At 52.8% G+C, this 16,790-nt stretch carries 20 protein-coding genes; 14 read left to right on the top strand and 6 right to left on the bottom strand.

All coding sequences use genetic code 11. The annotated features are described in order from the left end of the window. Positions 1 to 81 precede the first annotated feature (81 nt). Together ACNAU7_RS01145 and ykgO are read left to right on the top strand one after the other, a co-directional pair. Positions 82 to 357, top strand: coding sequence for a type B 50S ribosomal protein L31 (locus ACNAU7_RS01145; RefSeq protein ID WP_019271952.1), 276 nt, complete (start codon positions 82 to 84; stop codon positions 355 to 357). Next, entirely contained in the window at positions 357 to 482 is a 126-nt protein-coding gene (ykgO, locus tag ACNAU7_RS01140; RefSeq protein ID WP_002213788.1) for a type B 50S ribosomal protein L36, read from the top strand. The genes ACNAU7_RS01145 and ykgO overlap by 1 nt, the downstream gene beginning before the upstream one ends. A gap of 108 nt (positions 483 to 590) precedes the next feature. Here ykgO and ACNAU7_RS01135 read toward each other — a convergent pair whose 3' ends face one another. Next, on the bottom strand, positions 591 to 791 hold the full coding sequence (locus ACNAU7_RS01135) for a protein MIGRI (RefSeq protein ID WP_061386576.1): 201 nt from the start codon (positions 789 to 791) through the stop codon (positions 591 to 593). 147 nt (positions 792 to 938) lie between these two features. Between ACNAU7_RS01135 and metX the strand changes: the two genes are divergently transcribed. The 3 genes from metX to ACNAU7_RS01120 all read left to right on the top strand — a co-directional run bounded on the left by metX (position 939) and on the right by ACNAU7_RS01120 (position 3,609). Next, complete coding sequence (metX, locus tag ACNAU7_RS01130) at positions 939 to 2,078, top strand: homoserine O-succinyltransferase MetX (protein ID WP_416299933.1); 1,140 nt, start codon at positions 939 to 941, stop codon at positions 2,076 to 2,078. Continuing rightward, a complete protein-coding gene (gene metW / locus ACNAU7_RS01125) occupies positions 2,075 to 2,656 on the top strand; it encodes a methionine biosynthesis protein MetW (RefSeq protein ID WP_025457937.1) in 582 nt (193 codons plus the stop codon). Before metX ends, metW begins: the two co-directional genes overlap by 4 nt. A gap of 116 nt (positions 2,657 to 2,772) precedes the next feature. Further along, positions 2,773 to 3,609 (top strand): NMB0938 family lipoprotein, encoded by an 837-nt coding sequence (locus ACNAU7_RS01120; protein WP_416299930.1) that lies wholly within the window; start codon positions 2,773 to 2,775, stop codon positions 3,607 to 3,609. A gap of 49 nt (positions 3,610 to 3,658) precedes the next feature. Here the strand turns inward: ACNAU7_RS01120 and efp are convergent, their stop codons facing one another. The 3 genes from efp to ACNAU7_RS01105 are packed head-to-tail and all read right to left on the bottom strand — an operon-like array spanning position 3,659 to position 5,707. Further along, complete coding sequence (gene efp / locus ACNAU7_RS01115; protein ID WP_002219406.1) at positions 3,659 to 4,219, bottom strand: elongation factor P; 561 nt, start codon at positions 4,217 to 4,219, stop codon at positions 3,659 to 3,661. A gap of 42 nt (positions 4,220 to 4,261) precedes the next feature. Beyond that, positions 4,262 to 5,410, bottom strand: a complete 1,149-nt coding sequence (earP, locus tag ACNAU7_RS01110; RefSeq protein WP_416299916.1) for an elongation factor P maturation arginine rhamnosyltransferase EarP — start codon at positions 5,408 to 5,410, stop codon at positions 4,262 to 4,264. 18 nt (positions 5,411 to 5,428) lie between these two features. After that, positions 5,429 to 5,707, bottom strand: coding sequence for a hypothetical protein (locus tag ACNAU7_RS01105; RefSeq protein ID WP_416299914.1), 279 nt, complete (start codon positions 5,705 to 5,707; stop codon positions 5,429 to 5,431). A 453-nt stretch (positions 5,708 to 6,160) separates the two neighbouring features. On the opposite strand from ACNAU7_RS01105, the gene miaA reads away from it, so the two are divergent. From miaA to rlmB, 4 genes are all read left to right on the top strand, one after another. Next, a complete protein-coding gene (miaA, locus tag ACNAU7_RS01100; protein WP_416299912.1) occupies positions 6,161 to 7,102 on the top strand; it encodes a tRNA (adenosine(37)-N6)-dimethylallyltransferase MiaA in 942 nt (313 codons plus the stop codon). Positions 7,103 to 7,105: 3 nt separating this feature from the next. Continuing rightward, complete coding sequence (gene tadA, locus ACNAU7_RS01095; protein ID WP_416299910.1) at positions 7,106 to 7,825, top strand: tRNA adenosine(34) deaminase TadA; 720 nt, start codon at positions 7,106 to 7,108, stop codon at positions 7,823 to 7,825. A gap of 4 nt (positions 7,826 to 7,829) precedes the next feature. Then, positions 7,830 to 8,318, top strand: a complete 489-nt coding sequence (locus ACNAU7_RS01090; RefSeq protein WP_416299908.1) for a DUF456 domain-containing protein — start codon at positions 7,830 to 7,832, stop codon at positions 8,316 to 8,318. A 65-nt stretch (positions 8,319 to 8,383) separates the two neighbouring features. Next, positions 8,384 to 9,136, top strand: coding sequence for a 23S rRNA (guanosine(2251)-2'-O)-methyltransferase RlmB (gene rlmB, locus ACNAU7_RS01085; RefSeq protein WP_314169902.1), 753 nt, complete (start codon positions 8,384 to 8,386; stop codon positions 9,134 to 9,136). Positions 9,137 to 9,197: 61 nt separating this feature from the next. Here rlmB and ACNAU7_RS01080 read toward each other — a convergent pair whose 3' ends face one another. Next, entirely contained in the window at positions 9,198 to 10,589 is a 1,392-nt protein-coding gene (locus ACNAU7_RS01080) for a nucleobase:cation symporter-2 family protein (protein ID WP_101132146.1), read from the bottom strand. A 377-nt stretch (positions 10,590 to 10,966) separates the two neighbouring features. Between ACNAU7_RS01080 and dapA the strand changes: the two genes are divergently transcribed. After that, complete coding sequence (gene dapA, locus ACNAU7_RS01075) at positions 10,967 to 11,842, top strand: 4-hydroxy-tetrahydrodipicolinate synthase (RefSeq protein ID WP_416299905.1); 876 nt, start codon at positions 10,967 to 10,969, stop codon at positions 11,840 to 11,842. 8 nt (positions 11,843 to 11,850) lie between these two features. After that, positions 11,851 to 13,047, top strand: a complete 1,197-nt coding sequence (bamC, locus tag ACNAU7_RS01070; RefSeq protein WP_196427928.1) for an outer membrane protein assembly factor BamC — start codon at positions 11,851 to 11,853, stop codon at positions 13,045 to 13,047. A 57-nt stretch (positions 13,048 to 13,104) separates the two neighbouring features. Here the strand turns inward: bamC and pip are convergent, their stop codons facing one another. Continuing rightward, the gene (gene pip, locus ACNAU7_RS01065; protein WP_416299903.1) at positions 13,105 to 14,037 is read right to left on the bottom strand and encodes a prolyl aminopeptidase; all 933 of its coding nucleotides are present in this window, start codon (positions 14,035 to 14,037) and stop codon (positions 13,105 to 13,107) included. A 953-nt stretch (positions 14,038 to 14,990) separates the two neighbouring features. On the opposite strand from pip, the gene ACNAU7_RS01060 reads away from it, so the two are divergent. The 3 genes from ACNAU7_RS01060 to ACNAU7_RS01050 all read left to right on the top strand — a co-directional run bounded on the left by ACNAU7_RS01060 (position 14,991) and on the right by ACNAU7_RS01050 (position 16,655). Beyond that, positions 14,991 to 15,731, top strand: coding sequence for an opacity family porin (locus ACNAU7_RS01060; RefSeq protein ID WP_196427927.1), 741 nt, complete (start codon positions 14,991 to 14,993; stop codon positions 15,729 to 15,731). 365 nt (positions 15,732 to 16,096) lie between these two features. Continuing rightward, positions 16,097 to 16,267 carry a hypothetical protein gene (locus tag ACNAU7_RS01055; RefSeq protein WP_199901114.1) on the top strand — a complete coding sequence of 57 codons (171 nt, stop codon included), beginning with the start codon at positions 16,097 to 16,099 and terminating at the stop codon, positions 16,265 to 16,267. 157 nt (positions 16,268 to 16,424) lie between these two features. Next, positions 16,425 to 16,655 (top strand): hypothetical protein, encoded by a 231-nt coding sequence (locus ACNAU7_RS01050; protein ID WP_107818869.1) that lies wholly within the window; start codon positions 16,425 to 16,427, stop codon positions 16,653 to 16,655. Positions 16,656 to 16,790: the final 135 nt, after the last annotated feature.

Here is a 16,790-nt window from a genome sequence, read left to right as displayed (position 1 = left end):
AAAACCATACGCTTTTCTTGCACAAGCCTTCTAAATTATGATAAAGTTTGTTATGTTATAACACTCCAATCAAGGCAATATATGAAACCGAATATTCATCCTGACAATTATCGAACCGTCCTTTTTTTCGACAGCAGCGCCAATGAAGGCTGGCTGATTCGTTCTTGCGCCGAAACGCACGGAAAAACGATGGTTTGGACAGACGGCAAAGAATATCCGCTCTTTTCCTTAGATACTTCCTCTTCCTCACACCCCGTCTATACCGGCAAGCAGCGCAACGTCAACACCGAAGGCCGTGCCAGTAAGTTCAACCAACGTTTCCAATCCGTCATGTCATCGTTTAGAAAGGACAAATAATGCAGGTTCTGTCTTCACTCAAAACCGCCAAACAACGCCACCGCGACTGCCAAATCGTCAGGCGCAGGGGCAAAGTTTACGTCATCTGCAAAAGCAATCCGCGTTTTAAAGCGCGCCAACGCTGACCCCCTGCCCTTCCTGCTTCGGTTGTAAATCTCCTCCTACCGCAAGCCCTTTTCAAAAAAATGCCGTCTGAAACATGAAAATAGCGTTTCAGACGGCATTTTTTTCCGTCAATACGAATCCGGAATGTGTTTGAAATACAGCATAAGCAGATACCAAAACAGCGTCGCGGCAGCTGCACCGAGCAGTACCCATGCGCTGATTTTGGCAACTTCGCGCAGGGCGCGCTTCTGCCTGCGGCTGAAGAGGCGGTTGATAATCAGCGCGGCAAGTGCGAAAAAGAAAAAAATACGGAAAAGTCTGCCTATCATATCGGGAAGCGGGAAGCTGTCTGAAAAGTATGGTCCGTGTGCGGCGGTATGGGGGTCAAACGCGTCCGGCTGCCTGCCCGGCCGTGTCAAAAAGTCATACCGTTTGCGATATAATAACGCTTTTTGCCGCATTTGTTGGAACAGGATATGAGTCAAAATGCCTCGGTGGGCATTGTAACGCCCCAAAAAATTCCGTTTGAGATGCCGCTGGTTTTGGAAAACGGTAAAACTTTGCCGCGTTTCGATTTAATGATTGAAACTTATGGCAAACTGAATACACAAAAAAACAATGCGGTTTTAATCTGCCACGCGCTGTCGGGCAACCATCACGTTGCGGGCAGGCATTCGGCGGAGGATAAATATGCGGGCTGGTGGGACAATATGGTCGGTCCCGGCAAACCGATTGATACGGAACGATTTTTCGTGGTCGGTTTGAACAATCTGGGCGGCTGCGACGGCAGCAGCGGGCCTCTGTCGATCAACCCTGAAACCAACCGAGAATACGGCGCGGATTTTCCGGTGGTTACGGTGAAGGACTGGGTAAAATCCCAAGCCGCGCTTGCCGATTATCTCGGCATCGGGCAATGGGCGGCGGTTGTCGGCGGCAGCTTGGGCGGTATGCAGGCCTTGCAGTGGACGATTTCCTATCCCGAGCGCGTGCGCCATGCTTTAGTGATTGCGTCTGCGCCGAAGCTGTCCACGCAAAATATCGCGTTTAACGATGTGGCGCGTCAGGCGATTTTGACCGACCCCGATTTCAACGAAGGACATTACCGCAGCCGCAACACCGTTCCCGCACGCGGTTTGCGGATTGCCCGTATGATGGGACACATTACCTATCTTGCCGAAGACGGTTTGGGCAAAAAATTCGGACGCGATTTGCGCTCCAACGGCTATCAATACGGCTTTGGCGTTGAATTTGAAGTGGAATCCTATCTGCGCTATCAGGGCGACAAATTCGTCGGACGGTTCGACGCCAACACCTACCTGCTGATGACCAAAGCTTTGGACTATTTCGATCCGGCGGCGGATTTCGGCAACAGCCTGACCCGCGCCGTGCAGGATGTGCAGGCAAAATTCTTTGTCGCCAGCTTCAGCACCGATTGGCGTTTCGCGCCCGAACGTTCGCACGAATTGGTCAAGGCACTGATTGCCACCCAAAAATCCGTGCAGTATATCGAAGTCAAATCCGCACACGGGCACGATGCCTTTTTAATGGAAGACGAAGCCTATATGCGTGCGGTCGCCGCCTATATGAACAACGTTTATAAGGAATGTCAGCAATGAACCTGCGCGATGATTTGCAACTGATTTACGACCGGATACCCGAAGGCAGCCGCGTCTTGGACTTGGGCTGCGGCGACGGCGAACTGCTTGCCGCATTGGTCGAACACAAAAAATGCAGCGGCTACGGCATCGAAATCGACACCGACAGCGTGATTGCCGCGATGTCGCGCGGCGTGAATGTTATCCAAGCCGATTTGGAAGAAGGTTTAACCGCATTCAACGATCAAAGTTTTGATGTGATTGTTTTGAGCCAAACCATCCAAGCGATGCAGAATACCGAAAAAATCCTGCGCTGCCTGATGCGCGTGGCAAAACAGGCAATCGTCAGCTTCCCAAATTTCGGCTACTGGCGCAACCGCGTCCAAATCGCACTCGGCGGACATATGCCGGTTTCCGAACGTATGCCCTACCATTGGTACGACACGCCCAATATCCATTGGTGCACGCTCAAAGACTTTGATTTATTGTGCGCCAAAAACAACATACGCGTCCTCGAGCGCGCCGTGATGACGGGTAACAAACAGGTCAAACATTTCCCCAACTTTTTGGGCAGCCTTGCGTTTTACCGCGTCGGGTAAGACAGGTTGAGAACCTTGTCGGCAATAACGGGTTCTTCGGTTCTATTAACAACAGGCCGTCTGAAAAATGAAACGGCAGGTTTTCAGACGGCCTTTTTAATATTGGAAACAATAGAATGAAAAACAAAACCTCATCACTTCTCTTATGGCTTACCGCAATCATGCTGACCGCGTGTTCTCCGAGCAAAGACGATAAAACCAAAGAAGTCGGTGCATCCGCTGCTTCGTCCTCCGCGTCATCAGCTCCTTCCCAAACCGATTTGCAACCGACCGCATCCGCCCCTGATAACGTCAAGCAGGCAGAAAGCGTGCCGCCGTCAAATTGCACCGACCTGCACCCCGCCACCGGCATTGACGATCTCATGCAGCAAATCGCCGAACACATCGACTCGGACTGTCTGTTTGCCCTTTCCCATCACGAACTGGAAACCCGTTTCGGCTTACCCGACAGTGGCTATGACAACATACAGCGGCTGCTGTTTCCCGACATCCGCCCTGAAGATCCCGACTACCATCAGAAAATCATACTGGCAATTGAAGACTTGCGTTACGGAAAGCGCACCATCAGCCGGCAGGCACAAGATGCCATAATGGAACAGGAACGCCGCCTCCGAGAAGCGACACTGTTACTGACACAGGGCAGCGAAGAAACCCGCGGGCAAGGCGAGGAGCCGAAACGCACGCGTTATTTTGAAGTTTCGGCAACCCCTGCCTATTCGAGCCGGCACAACAACGGACTTGGCGGCAATTTCCAATACATCAGCCAATTGCCCGGCTATCTGAAAATACACGGAGAAATGCTTGAAAACCAATCACTCTTCCGGCTGTCCAACCGTGAACGCAATCCCGACAAACCGTTTTTAGACATCCATTTTGACGAAAATGGCAAAATCACGCGTATTGTCGTTTACGAAAAAAACATCTACTTCAATCCAAACTTGGGGCGAAGATAAAAAAATGCCGTCTGAAACGTTTTCAGACGGCATTTTTCAATGCAACAAATCAAGCGCGTTTGCGGAATTCGCCGGTACGGGTATCGATTTCGACTTTATCGCCGTTTTCGATGTAAGACATCACTTGGATTTCGGTGCCGCCGACCAGGCGCGCGGTTTTCATCACTTTGCCGGAAGTATCGCCTTTGACGGCAGGCTCGGTGTACTCGACTTCGCGCACGATGATAGTGGGCAGTTCGACAGAAATGGGATTGCCTTCGTAGAAGGTAACTTCGCATTGGTCTTCCATACCGTCAACGATGAATTTCAACGCGTCGCCGATGTTGTCGGCTTCGATTTCGTATTGGTTGAATTCTTCGTCCATAAAGACGTACATCGGGTCGGCAAAGTAGCTGTACGTACAGTTTTTGCGGGACAGGATGACCACGTCGAATTTGTCGTCGGCTTTGTAAATGGTTTCAGAAGCCGCGCCGGTCAGCAGGTTTTTCAGTTTCATGCTGACTTTGGCGGAAGAGCGGCCGCCTTTGATGTATTCGGTTTTTTGAACGACCATAGGATCGTTGCCGACCATAAATACATTGCCGGCGCGCAGTTCTTGTGCTGTTTTCATTGTGATTTTCCAATCAAATCGGTTGTCGTAAAACGCGCTATTCTAGCGTATTTTTTGATGCTTTGAAACAAAGGCGGCGAGTTTTTCGGATGCGGAAGGCTGCCCGAAAAGATAACGGCTCCAATCCTCCGCGCCTTGCCGCCAGCCGTTTTGATGTTGTTGCAGGATTTGCCAACATTCGAGGCGTTGTGTTGCGGATAAAGCCTCTCCGCCGTTGAGGTCGTCTGAAAGGCAGCGGTGTGCCGATGCGGTTTCGGGCGTGTAGAAACCGTGTGCCTTATCCCAAAAGGCGTGGAGCTTGTCGAGATGGACATGCTCGTCTTGCGGGTAGATGTGCCAAAAGAAGGGTTTGCCCGCAAGCTGGGCGCGCACGAAACTATCTTCGCCGCGGATGACGGCGCAGTCGGCGAGGTGCAGCAGTTTGTCGAAATCCTGTTGCGGCACGAAAGGAATCTTAACGAGGCGGACGGATGCCGTCTGAAAAACATCGCCGTCGTTTTGCAGGGCGTTTTGCGGAATAACGCCGCTTTGCTTGAGGCTGTCGATGATTTGCGTACCCGCCAACAACAGGGTCAACTCGCTGCCTGCCTGTTGCCACATGTCCAGCCACTTTGCCCAAACATCGCCCCGATAGCCGAAAAGCAGCCATTCGGGCGCGTTTTTTTCGGGAAGCATCAGCCGCCGACGCAGGGCTTCGGTATCAAAACGGACGGCATCACGGTAATCACGTTCGCGTATCAACCCGCCGCTTTTTTCGCTGAAACCCATAAACCAAAAATATTTTTGAACACCCTCCTGCGGCGAAGGCATCAGGTGCAGCCTTTCATTACTTTCTTCCGCGCTCAAATATTCCCAATTCAGCCAAAGCGGCTTGTGTCGGCGGATGATGTGCAACACATTTTCGGGCAGGTCGCAGGCAAAAGTTTCGATAACGGCATCGGGAACAGGCGCGGTATCAATATCCGCCGCTTCGGCATACCAAGTGCGAACATGAATATCCTGATGAACGCAGGGAACATCGGGCAAATCAGGGCAAAGCGCACGCAAGGCGGACACATCGTCCGTCCACAAATGCACCTGCCAACCGAACTCACGGTGCAAAACACGTGCAAGCCGCCACGAAACGCCGATGTCGCCGAAATTGTCGATGACCTTGCAAAAAATCCAACAGACAAAAGGAGGAGTATTCATAGAAATAACGGAAACGGGCTAAAACGCGCCGAAATAGTGGAACAAATACACAATCAGCAAAACAATCGGAATAAACAGAAACATAGTTTGACGTTTCAAATCAAACTCTTGTTTCAAATGATGCTTGATGGTGTCGAAAAGGACGAATTTGAACAAAAACGTCGCTTCGCAGGCAAGGATGATGCCGTTGATCAGATGCTGGAGTTTGTCTTCGGGCGGATTGGCGGCGAAAACGGCAAGCGTCGCCAACGGGATGAGGCAGACGGCAAGCCAGCGGACAAGCAGGTTTCGAGACATTGCAAGGCTTTCAAAAAAAGCAAAACACCATTATCGCCCCAAGCGCACGCCTTGTCTAACGGACGCACCGGAGATGCCGTCTGAAGCCTTGCCGCCGGGAAACGCCGCACCGCCGAACCTTTAAATACGCCTGGGACGGGCGTTCCCCGAAAACTCGAACGCTGCCGCCGATGCCTGCGGACAAGGCAGCATCGGGCACGGGCATATTGAAAACCCGGCGCGTCGGTTTGAAATTTTATAGTGGATTAACAAAAATCAGGACAAGGCGACGAAGCCGCAGACAGTACAGATAGTACGGCAAGGCGAGGCAACGCTGTACTGGTTTAAATTTAATCCACTATATAAAGGCATACGGTAAACACGCCCCCTTGCCGTCAGCGTGCTTCCGCAAAGCAAAATATAAGGGCGGCGCGCTTTCCGCTATAATCCGTATTTTTCCAAACCTGAAACGTTATGCCGACCCCGAAAGCCTTTGCCCTGCTCGGGCCGACCGCCGGAGGAAAAACCGCGCTCGCCCTCAAAATCGCCGAAACCCTGCCGGTCGAAATCATCAGCCTCGATTCCGCACTGGTCTATACCGGTATGGACATCGGCACGGCGAAACCGTCTCATGCCGAGCGTTCCTTTATACCGCACCACCTTATCGACATCATCCCGCCTACCGAATCATACAGCGCCGCCCGCTTTGTCGAAGACTGCACGCGCTTGGTCGGGGAAATTTCCTCACGCGGCAGGTTTGCCCTTATTGTCGGCGGCACGATGATGTATTTCCGCGCCCTGACCCAAGGTTTGAACGATTTGCCCGAGGCCGATGCCTGCCTGCGTGCCGACTTGGACGAACAAAAACAAATGTACGGCTTGGATTTTCTCTACCGCACCCTGCAAAAAGTCGACCCTGAAACCGCATGCCGTCTGAAACCGAACGACAGCCAGCGTATCGGACGCGCTTTGGAAGTTTATTATTTAACCGGCAAACCGATGAGTGCGCACCTCGGCAGCCCAACCTCCCATACGCTCCCTTTTGATTTGCATACCGCCGCCCTGATTCCCGAAAACCGCGCCCGCCTGCATGAAAACATCGCCCAGCGTTTCCACCTGATGCTTGAACAGGGCTTTATCGGCGAAGTAGAAAACCTGCGCTGCCGCTATCCCGGTCTGACCGCCGACTCCCCTGCCATCCGCTGTGTCGGCTACCGTCAGGCGTGGGAATATCTGGACGGAAAAACCGATTTCCCAACCTTTGTCGAAAAAGGCATTGCCGCCACGCGCCAACTTGCCAAACGCCAACTGACTTGGTTGCGCAAAACACCTTTAGACTGCGTTGCCGACCCGTTTTCAGACGGCACTTCAGGCACACGCCTGATTGAGGCGGCAAAACGGTTTTTCGGTGTATAAACTATGCTGATCACGCCGCCGCTCGCCCCCAAAACCGTCGCCGCCCTACACAGGCTCGGTATCCGTACGCTCGAAGAACTGCGTCAAACCGGCGCGGTTCAAACCTTCTTGTTATTGAAGGCATCAGGTTTGACCCTCACGAAAAGCACGCTGTGGCAACTCGAGTCGCTGCTGGACGGCACACCGCCGCAAGAAATGGCGCAAGCGCATAAAGCCCGCCTTCTTGCCGAATTGAAAAACCATCCGCCCGTCGCCGCCTTTCCGCCTCAGGAAGAAATGGAACACTTCATGCGCGAAGCACTGCGCCAAGCAAAACAATCCGCCGCCGACGGCGAAATACCCGTCGGGGCAGTCATCGTTTCAGACGGCAAAATCATCGCATCGGCACACAACACCTGCATTGCCGACTGCAATGTCAGCCGACACGCCGAAATCAACGCCTTGGCACAGGCAGGCAGCGAAATACAAAACTACCGCCTTGACGGATGCGACATATATATCACCCTCGAACCCTGCGCCATGTGCGCGTCCGCACTGATACAGGCACGAATCAAGCGCGTGATATACGGTGCGGCAGAACCCAAAACCGGCGCGGCAGGCAGCATCGTCAACCTGTTTGCCGACAAACGCCTCAATACGCACACCGCCATACGGGGCGGAATCCTGCAAGAAGAATGCTGCGCCGTATTAAGCCGTTTTTTTCAGAACAAAAGAAAAGGTTGAACCTATGATCGCCTTGCTCGTCATCCTCGCCCTCGCCCTGATAGCCGTCGGTACGGCGGGCATCGTTTACCCCGCCCTGCCCGGATTGGCATTGATGTTTGCCGGAACATGGCTGCTTGCCTATGCCGGCGGATACCAAATCTACGGCGCAGGTGTTTTGTGGACGGTCGGACTCATCAGCCTTGTCGGCATACTGGCGGACTATGTAGCAGGCATATTGGGGGTAAAATATACCGGAGCAGGCAGGTTCGCCGTGCGCGGTGCTTTTATCGGCAGCATCATCGGCATATTTTTCTCCCTGCCCGGACTAATACTCGGCCCCTTTATCGGCGCGGCGGCAGGCGAACTCATCGACAGACGCAATATGCTTCAGGCAGGTAAAGCGGGCTTGGGTACACTGTTGGGACTTGTCATCGGTACGGCGTTCAAAATCGGCTGCGCCGTATCCATCTTGTTTATCCTGTTGGTGAAATACATCGCCTACCTGTTTTAACCCCTTCAGACGGCATACCGGCAAATTGCTATAATGCCGTCTGAAACCTTTTGACAAACACCATTATGGCAAATCAAAGACTTATTTACGGCTTCCACGCCGTCAATGCCCGTTTGTGGCAAAACCCCAAATCCATCGTCGAACTCTACATCCAAGAAGGCAAATCAGACGCACGCACGCGCGAAGTGTTGGAAAAGGCGGCAAACGAAAACATCCGCGTATATTTTGCCGATGCCGACCGCCTCAACGCCATCAGCAAAGGCGCGCGCCATCAGGGCGTGGTCGGGTTTATCGACGCTTCCAAAAACCACGTCCACCTCGAAGACGTATTGGAAAACCTCAGCGAACCGCCGCTGCTGCTGATACTCGACGGCATCACCGACCCGCACAACCTCGGCGCGTGCCTGCGTACCGCCGACGCAATGGGCGTACACGCCGTCATCGCACCGAAAGACAAAAGCGCGGGGCTGAACGCCACCGTCAGCAAAGTCGCCTGCGGCGCGGCGGAAACCGTCCCCTACATTACCGTAACCAACCTCGCCCGCACCCTGCGCGAGCTGAAAGAATACGGCATCTGGATTATCGGTACCGACATGGGCGGCGACGCCGACCTTTACCATTGCGATCTGCCCGACAGCGCGGCATGGGTAATGGGCAACGAAGGCGACGGTATGCGCCGCCTGACACGCGAACATTGCGACATGCTGGTGTCCATACCCATGTTCGGCACGGTCGAAAGCATGAACGTCTCCGTGTCTGCCGGAATGGTATTAAGCGAAACCCGCCGGCAACGCGTATTGAAAAACGAAAAAGCGTAAGCCTCAAAAACAATGCCGTCTGAAACAGGGATTCCGTTTCAGACGGCATTCATTTTCAAAATCAGTGTTCCAAGTGGTCGGTATCAAACTTGACCGCCGCCTCGGTTTTATCTTCGGGCAAGACCAAATTCAGCAAGACTGCCGTAATGCCGCCGGCGGAAATAGAGTTTTGGAACAAGACGGGCAGGTTTTTAAATACTTCCGGCTCAAACGCGACACCCAAGCCCAAACCGACCGAAGTTGCCGCAATTACCGCCTCGCGCCTGCGGATGCCGTGGCTGACCAAAATCCGCACGCCCGCAATCGCAATTAAGCCGAACATCAAAACCATCGCGCCGCCCAACACCGGACTCGGAATCGTCGTAAACGCGCGTCCGACAACGGGGAACAGACCCAACAACACCAAAATCACGGCAATATATTTGCCCACATGACGCGAAGCCACGCCGGTCATCTGAATCACGCCGTTGTTTTGTGCAAACGTCGTCAGCGGCAGCGAACCCAAAGCCGTCGCAATCACTGACACCAAGCCGTCAGCCAACACGCCGCCGCGCAGGCGTTTGGTGTATTCTTCGCCTTCAATCGGCTGGTCGGACACCATTGCCGTCGCGGTCAAATCGCCGACCGCCTCAAACACGCTCAACAGGAAAATCGCGCCCGCCACAATAAATGCGTGCCAGTCGAAAGCAAAACCGTATTTAAACGGTACGGGCAGCGTAACCAGCGGCAGATTTTGCAGCGCGGAAAAATCCACCTTGCCCAAAAACAGCGCGACGATGTAGCCGGCAATCAGACCGACCGCGATGCCGCTCATGCGCAACAGCGGGTTTTTCATGCAGTTGAATATCAACACAATCAGCAACACCAGCGAAGCCAACCCCAAGTTTTCCATCGAGCCGAACGTGCCGTCCGCCTTCGCGCCGAAGCCGCCACCGAAATCAGTAATGCCGACGTGTACCAAACTCAAGCCAATCAGCATCACGACCACGCCGCTGACCGTCGGCGTAATCACTTTTTTCAAATAAGGCAGCAGCCACGCCGAGAAACACACCAAAAACGCGCCGACAAACGATACGCCCAAGAGCGTCGAAATCATCGCATCCTTAGTCAAGCCGCCCTCCTTCATCCCCGCACCGAGCGCAATCATGACGGTAACGAACGAGAAATTCACCGACTGGATGGACAGCATCCCCGAACCGACCGGCCCGAAGCGGTTGACCTGCAAATAAGTGCCGACACCCGACGCAACCATCGCCATCGACACGAGATACGCCGTCATTTCCACCGGCAGTTCCAGCGCGCCGCCCACAATCAGCGCGGGCGTAATCATCGGCACAAAAATCGCCAAAAGATGGGTAACGGCACTCAAGAGCGCATTACCGAACGGCGGCCTGTCTTCCAAACCGTACACCAAATCAGGCGAATCCGCCTGTTTTTTCATTGTTTCAGCCATTGGAGTCTTTCTATCCGTTGTCAAACGTTAAAAAATTTTAAGAACGGAATTGTAACGAATCAAAGATTCCTTATCAATTCAAATCCTCATGTGCAAAAACACCACCGGTTGTCCGAATTCAAATTTCTTTGAATTTCCGCACCGGACAGTCCTTCATTTTCAGAGGGCCTTCATGCGCTTAACACATTTTAATCCTCAACGGCGCATCCACTGCTTAAACCCAATAATTTCATGATTATAAAAAATATTATTTATTAAGATATGATAGAACTCAAGCCTTAGAACCAACCGTGCGACCGATATGTTTCACACAAACAACAAAGTAAGCTACAATCCGAAGCATAATCGACCTCACTCAATGAATAAAAGGTTTCCGTATGTTACAAGGTAGCTTGGTTGCCCTGATTACCCCGATGAATCAAGACGGCAGCATCCATTACGAACAACTCCGCGATTTGATCGACTGGCATATCGAAAGCGGTACCGACGGCATCGTCGCTGTCGGCACGACAGGCGAATCCGCCACCCTCTCCGTCGAAGAACATTTAAGCGTAATCGAAGAAACGGTCAAACACGTCAACAAGCGCGTCCCCGTCATCGCAGGTACCGGCGCCAACAACACCCTTGAAGCCATCGCACTTTCGCAAGCCGCCGAAAAAGCCGGTGCAGACTTCACTCTCTCCGTCGTCCCCTATTACAACAAGCCCTCCCAAGAAGGCATTTACCAACATTTCAAAACCATCGCCGAAGCCACTTCGATTCCGATGATTATCTACAACGTGCCCGGCCGTACCGTCGTCAGCATGACTAACGACACCATCCTGCGCCTTTCAGAAATCTCCAATATCGTCGGCGTGAAAGAAGCCAGCGGCAACATCGGCAGCAACATCGAACTCATCAACCGCGTCCCCGAAGGCTTCGCCGTCCTTTCCGGCGACGACCATACCGCCCTGCCGTTCATGCTGTGCGGCGGGCACGGCGTCGTTACCGTTGCAGCCAACGCCGCACCCAAACTCTTTGCCGATATGTGTCGCGCCGCGCTTCAAGGCGATATCGCCCTCGCACGCGAACTCAACGACCGGCTGATTCCGATTTATGACACCATGTTCTGCGAACCCAGTCCCGCCGCACCGAAATGGGCGGTATCCGCCCTGGGCAAATGCGAACCGCACGTCCGTTTGCCGCTCGTTCCTCTGACGGAAGGCGGACAGGCAAAAGTCCGCGCCGCCCTGAAAGCCTCAGGACAACTTTAAATATAGCCATGCCGTCTGAAGCGTTCAGACGGCATAACGCAACAAACACTTTAATATCCATCACACAGGATGACACGATGACCCATATCAAACCTGTAATCTCCGCACTACTCCTCATCGGACTAACTGCCTGCACCGGCAGCACGACCGAGCAGCCCAAGCTCGACTACCAAAGCCAGTCGAACCGTTCGGTGAAACTCGAAGTTCCCCCCGACTTAAACAACCCCGACCAAGGCAACCTCTACCGCCTTCCTGCCGGTTCGGGAGCCGTCCGCGCCAGCGATTTGGAAAAACGCCGCACACCCGCCGTCCAACAGCCTGCCGATGCCGAGGTATTGAAAAGCGTCAAAGGCGTCCGTCTCGAGCGCGACGGCAGCCAACGCTGGCTCGTTGTCGATGGCAAATCACCGGCGGAAATATGGCCGCTCCTGAAAGCCTTCTGGCAGGAAAACGGCTTCGACATCAAGTCCGAAGAACCTGCCATCGGACAAATGGAAACCGAGTGGGCGGAAAACCGTGCCAAAATCCCCCAAGACAGCTTGCGCCGCCTATTCGACAAAGTCGGTTTGGGCGGCATCTACTCCACCGGCGAGCGCGACAAATTCATCGTCCGTATCGAACAGGGCAAAAACGGCGTTTCCGACATCTTCTTCGCCCACAAAGCGATGAAAGAAGTGTATGGCGACAAAAACAAAGACACGACCATGTGGCAGCCTTCCGCTTCCGACCCCAACCTCGAAGCGGCATTCCTGACGCGCTTTATGCAATATTTGGGCGTTGACGGACAGCAGGCGGAAAACGCATTGGCAAAAAAACCGACCCTTCCCGCCGCCAACGAAATGGCGCGTATCGAAGGCAAAAGCCTGATTGTCTTTGGCGACTACGGCAGAAACTGGCGGCGCACCGCGCTCGCCCTTGACCGCATCGGACTGACCGTCGTCGGTCAAAACACCGAACGCCACGCCTTCCTGGTTCAAAAAGCCCCGAACGAAAGCAATGCAGTTACCGAACAAAAACCGGGGCTGTTCAAACGCCTGCTGGGCAAAGGCAAAGCGGAGAAACCTGCCGAACAGCCGGAACTGATTGTCTATGCAGAACCCGTTGCCGACGGCTCGCGCATTGTCCTGCTCAACAAAGACGGCAGCGCATATGCCGGCAAAGACGCATCCGCACTGTTGGGCAAACTCCATTCCGAACTGCGTTAAACCGTTCAAAACAAAAGCAGCTTCCAAACAGAAGCTGCTTTTTTTATGCGGAACTTTTTACAACAACCGAGGAAAAATATCCTCAACCGCCTGAACCAACGCATCCGCCAAAGGCGGATCGAACGCACAATGCCCTGCCTGAACCACCCTCAATTCCGCTTCCGGAAAGGCTTTCGACAGCGCCCACGCACTCTGCATCGGCGTACACAAATCATACCGCCCCTGCACGATAATGGTCGGGATATGCCGTATTTTGCCGATATTGTTCAAAATCGCCCTATCGCCCTGCAACCAACCGCCGTTGACAAAATAATGGTTTTCCAAACGCGCGATTGCCAGCGAGGCATAAGCATCTTCATCCACTTCCTCCGGCTCGAAACGGATCAGATAGCTTTCCCAATCCGCCCAAGCCTTCGCGGCAGACAAGCACACTTCTTCATCTTGATGAAACAGCAATCCGTGATACGCCTCAATCAGCCGGTTCCGCCGATTTTCAGCAATCGGCGCGACAAATTTTTGCCATTGTTCCGGATAAATCCGGCTCACACCGCCCGCCTCGTTCAGCCACGCCGTTTCAGACGGCCTGCACAAAAATATCCCGCGCAATACCAATCCCTTTACCCGTTCCGGATGGGTTTGGGCATAAGCCAGCGACAAAGTGCTGCCCCACGAACCGCCGAACACCAGCCATTTTTCAATACCCAGCATTTCACGGACTTTTTCAATATCCGCCACCAAATCCCAAGTCGTATTGTCTTCCGCACAAGCATACGGGCGCGAACGTCCGCAACCGCGCTGGTCAATAATGACGATGCGGAACACATCGGGATTGAAAAAACCCCGACATTCAGGCGAAGCCCCCGCGCCCGGTCCGCCGTGCAGGAAAATGACCGGCACACCGTCGGGATTGCCCGACTCTTCCCAATAAATTTGATGAATTTCAGACACCTGCAAGTATCCGCTATGAAAAGGCTGTCTTATCTCATACATCATCTTCTCCTATATTGCTTCTGACAATCCGAACATCCCGACACGCGACATCCCGCACAAAACACAGGCCGCCCCGAAAGGCAAATTCCGAAAAATCGCGATATAGTGGATTAACAAAAATCAGGACAAGGCGACGAAGCCGCAGACAGTACAAATAAGTACGGAACCGATTCACTTGGTGCTTCAGCACCTTAGAGAATCGTTCTCTTTGAGCTAAGGCGAGGCAACGCTGTACCGGTTTTTGTTAATCCGCTATATTCCGCCATCTCTAAGATTTACAGCGATACACGGGTAATTTAAGGAATGCCCGAACCGTCATTCCCGCCACTTTTCGTCATTCCCGCCACTTTTCGTCATTCCCGCGAAAGCGGGAATCTAGAATCTCGGACTTTCAGATAATCTTTGAATATTGCTGTTGTTCTAAGGTCTAGATTCCCGCCTGCGCGGGAATGACGGCTGCAGATGCCCGACGGTCTTTATAGCGGATTAACAAAAATCAGGACAAGGCGACGAAGCCGCAGACAGTACAAATAGTACGGAACCGATTCACTCGGTGCTTCAGCACCTTAGAGAATCGTTCTCTTTGAGCTAAGGCGAGGCAACGCTGTACCGGTTTTTGTTAATCCACTATAAAAACCATCAATCGGAAAATATTGCATAAACAGGCGGAAATATATCATTGAAAAGAAAACCCATACAATGTCGGACAGAAACAAGCCGCTTTGCCATTGTTTTCTAACAGTTAAACCCCCATACTTCAAGACGGCGGGCCGGTCTTGTTTCAAAATGGCGCAAGCCCCTGCCCTCAAATCCAACGCGCAGGATTAAACCATAATGGCGGCTTTCTTATTGTTTCTTATTGAAACATCGCCCCAAACCCGATACAATCCGCCCTTGAACCATCAGTGAAAATCGTTCTTTTCTAATCAGTTAAACCGAATACGGAGCCGAAAATGAATCCAGCCCCCAAAAAAACCCTTCTCTTCTCTTCTCTTCTCTTCTCTTCTCTTCTCTTCTCTTCCGCAGCGCAGGCGGCAAGTGAAGACAATGGTCGCGGCCCGTATGTGCAGGCAGATTTAGCCTACGCCTACGAACACATTACCTACGATTATCCCGGCGACAACGCCAAAGTCTTCGACGACTACCGCGACGTCAAAACCCATTCCACCCACCCTCGCCTTTCCGTCGGCTACGATTTCGGCAACTGGCGCATCGCCCTCGATTACGCCCGTTACAATACTTGGAGACATGGCAAGCATATTCACGCAGAAAACAGCAAAAAAATCAACAACCTTGATGTAAAAACAGAAATAGACCACACTGACAAAGGCACGTTCAAAGCCGAATCCAACTACGGCATCTCCGCCATCTACGATTTCGACACCGGCACCCGCTTCAAACCCTATGTTGGTGCACGGGTTGGTTTAGGCAAAATCAAACACAGCATTGCTGTAGAAGACCAATTAACTCTTACCATCGCCAATATCAAACGAGGACCAACAGATACCCATCCGCCCATCCACGAAAGCCACAGCATCCGCCGCGTGGGCTTCGGCGCAGTGGCAGGCGTAGGCATAGACATCACACCCAACCTGACCTTGGACACCGGATACCGCTACCACTACTGGGGACGCTTGGAAAACACCCGCTTCAAAACCCACGAAGCCTCATTGGGCGTGCGCTACCGCTTCTGATTCCCCGACACCGATGCCGTCTGAACCTTCAGACGGCATTTTTGATGCACTTGCCGTTTACAGGCGCAGGACAGGCGTAGTGAAATACCCGAACCGTCATTCCCGACAACACCGTAATCTCAAAATCCGTCATTCCCGCGCAGGCGGGAATCCAGACCTGTCCGCACAGAAACTTATCAGATAAAAACAGTTGCCCAAACCCCGCGTTCTAGATTCCCACTTCCGTGGGAATGACGGTTCAGTTGCGTAGGGCTGGATTGTCGAAAGGGACGGATTCAATGGATTCAATGAAAACGGTAGAAATGTTGGATTGATAGAAATGGCGGACTGAAGCACACCCTACGGCTCGCTGATTCCCGATACCGATGCCGTCTGAACCTTCAGACGGTATTTTTGATGCACTCGCCGTTTACAGGCGCGGGGCGGGCGCAGGGAAATGCCCGAACCGTCATTCCCGACAACACCGTAATCTTGAAACCCGTCATTCCCGCGCAGGCGGGAATCCAGACCTGTCCGCACAGAAACTTATCGGATAAAAACAGTTGCCCAAACCCCGCGTTCTAGATTCCCACTTTCGTGGGAATGACGGGTTCAGTTGCGTAGGACTGAGTCGTCGAAAGTGGCGGATTCGATGGATTCAATGAAAACGGTAGAAATGTTGGATTGATGGAAATGGCGGACTGAAGCCCACCGATTCATCGACTCCAACGCTTCCGATGCTTCCAACGGTTTCAGACGGCATTTTTTACACAATTCCCGCCATTTCCTGTCATTCCCGACAACACCGTAATCTCGAAACCCGTCATTCCCGCGCAGGCGGGAATCCAGACCTGTCCGCACAGAAACTTATCGGATAAAAACAGTTGCCCAAACCCCAAGATTCTAGATTCCCACTTTCGTGGGAATGACGGTTCAGTTGCATAGCAACTGTATTTTTCACCCCGTCGGGCAAAAATACAGTTGCTACGGCCCCGCCCTACAATGCGCCTTGCGAATCTGTCCCGCGCCCGCCCTTGTATGTCTCAAATGGGTTAAACTACGTACTTCCCGACTTCCCGT

It is taken from the genome of Neisseria sp. LACPHL-SPEC-2024-00856 (genome assembly GCF_047915665.1).
GTDB classification, from domain to species: domain Bacteria; phylum Pseudomonadota; class Gammaproteobacteria; order Burkholderiales; family Neisseriaceae; genus Neisseria; species Neisseria polysaccharea.
The sequence above is the reverse complement of the archived record's forward strand: the minus strand, read 5'-3'. Positions and strand labels throughout refer to the sequence as shown.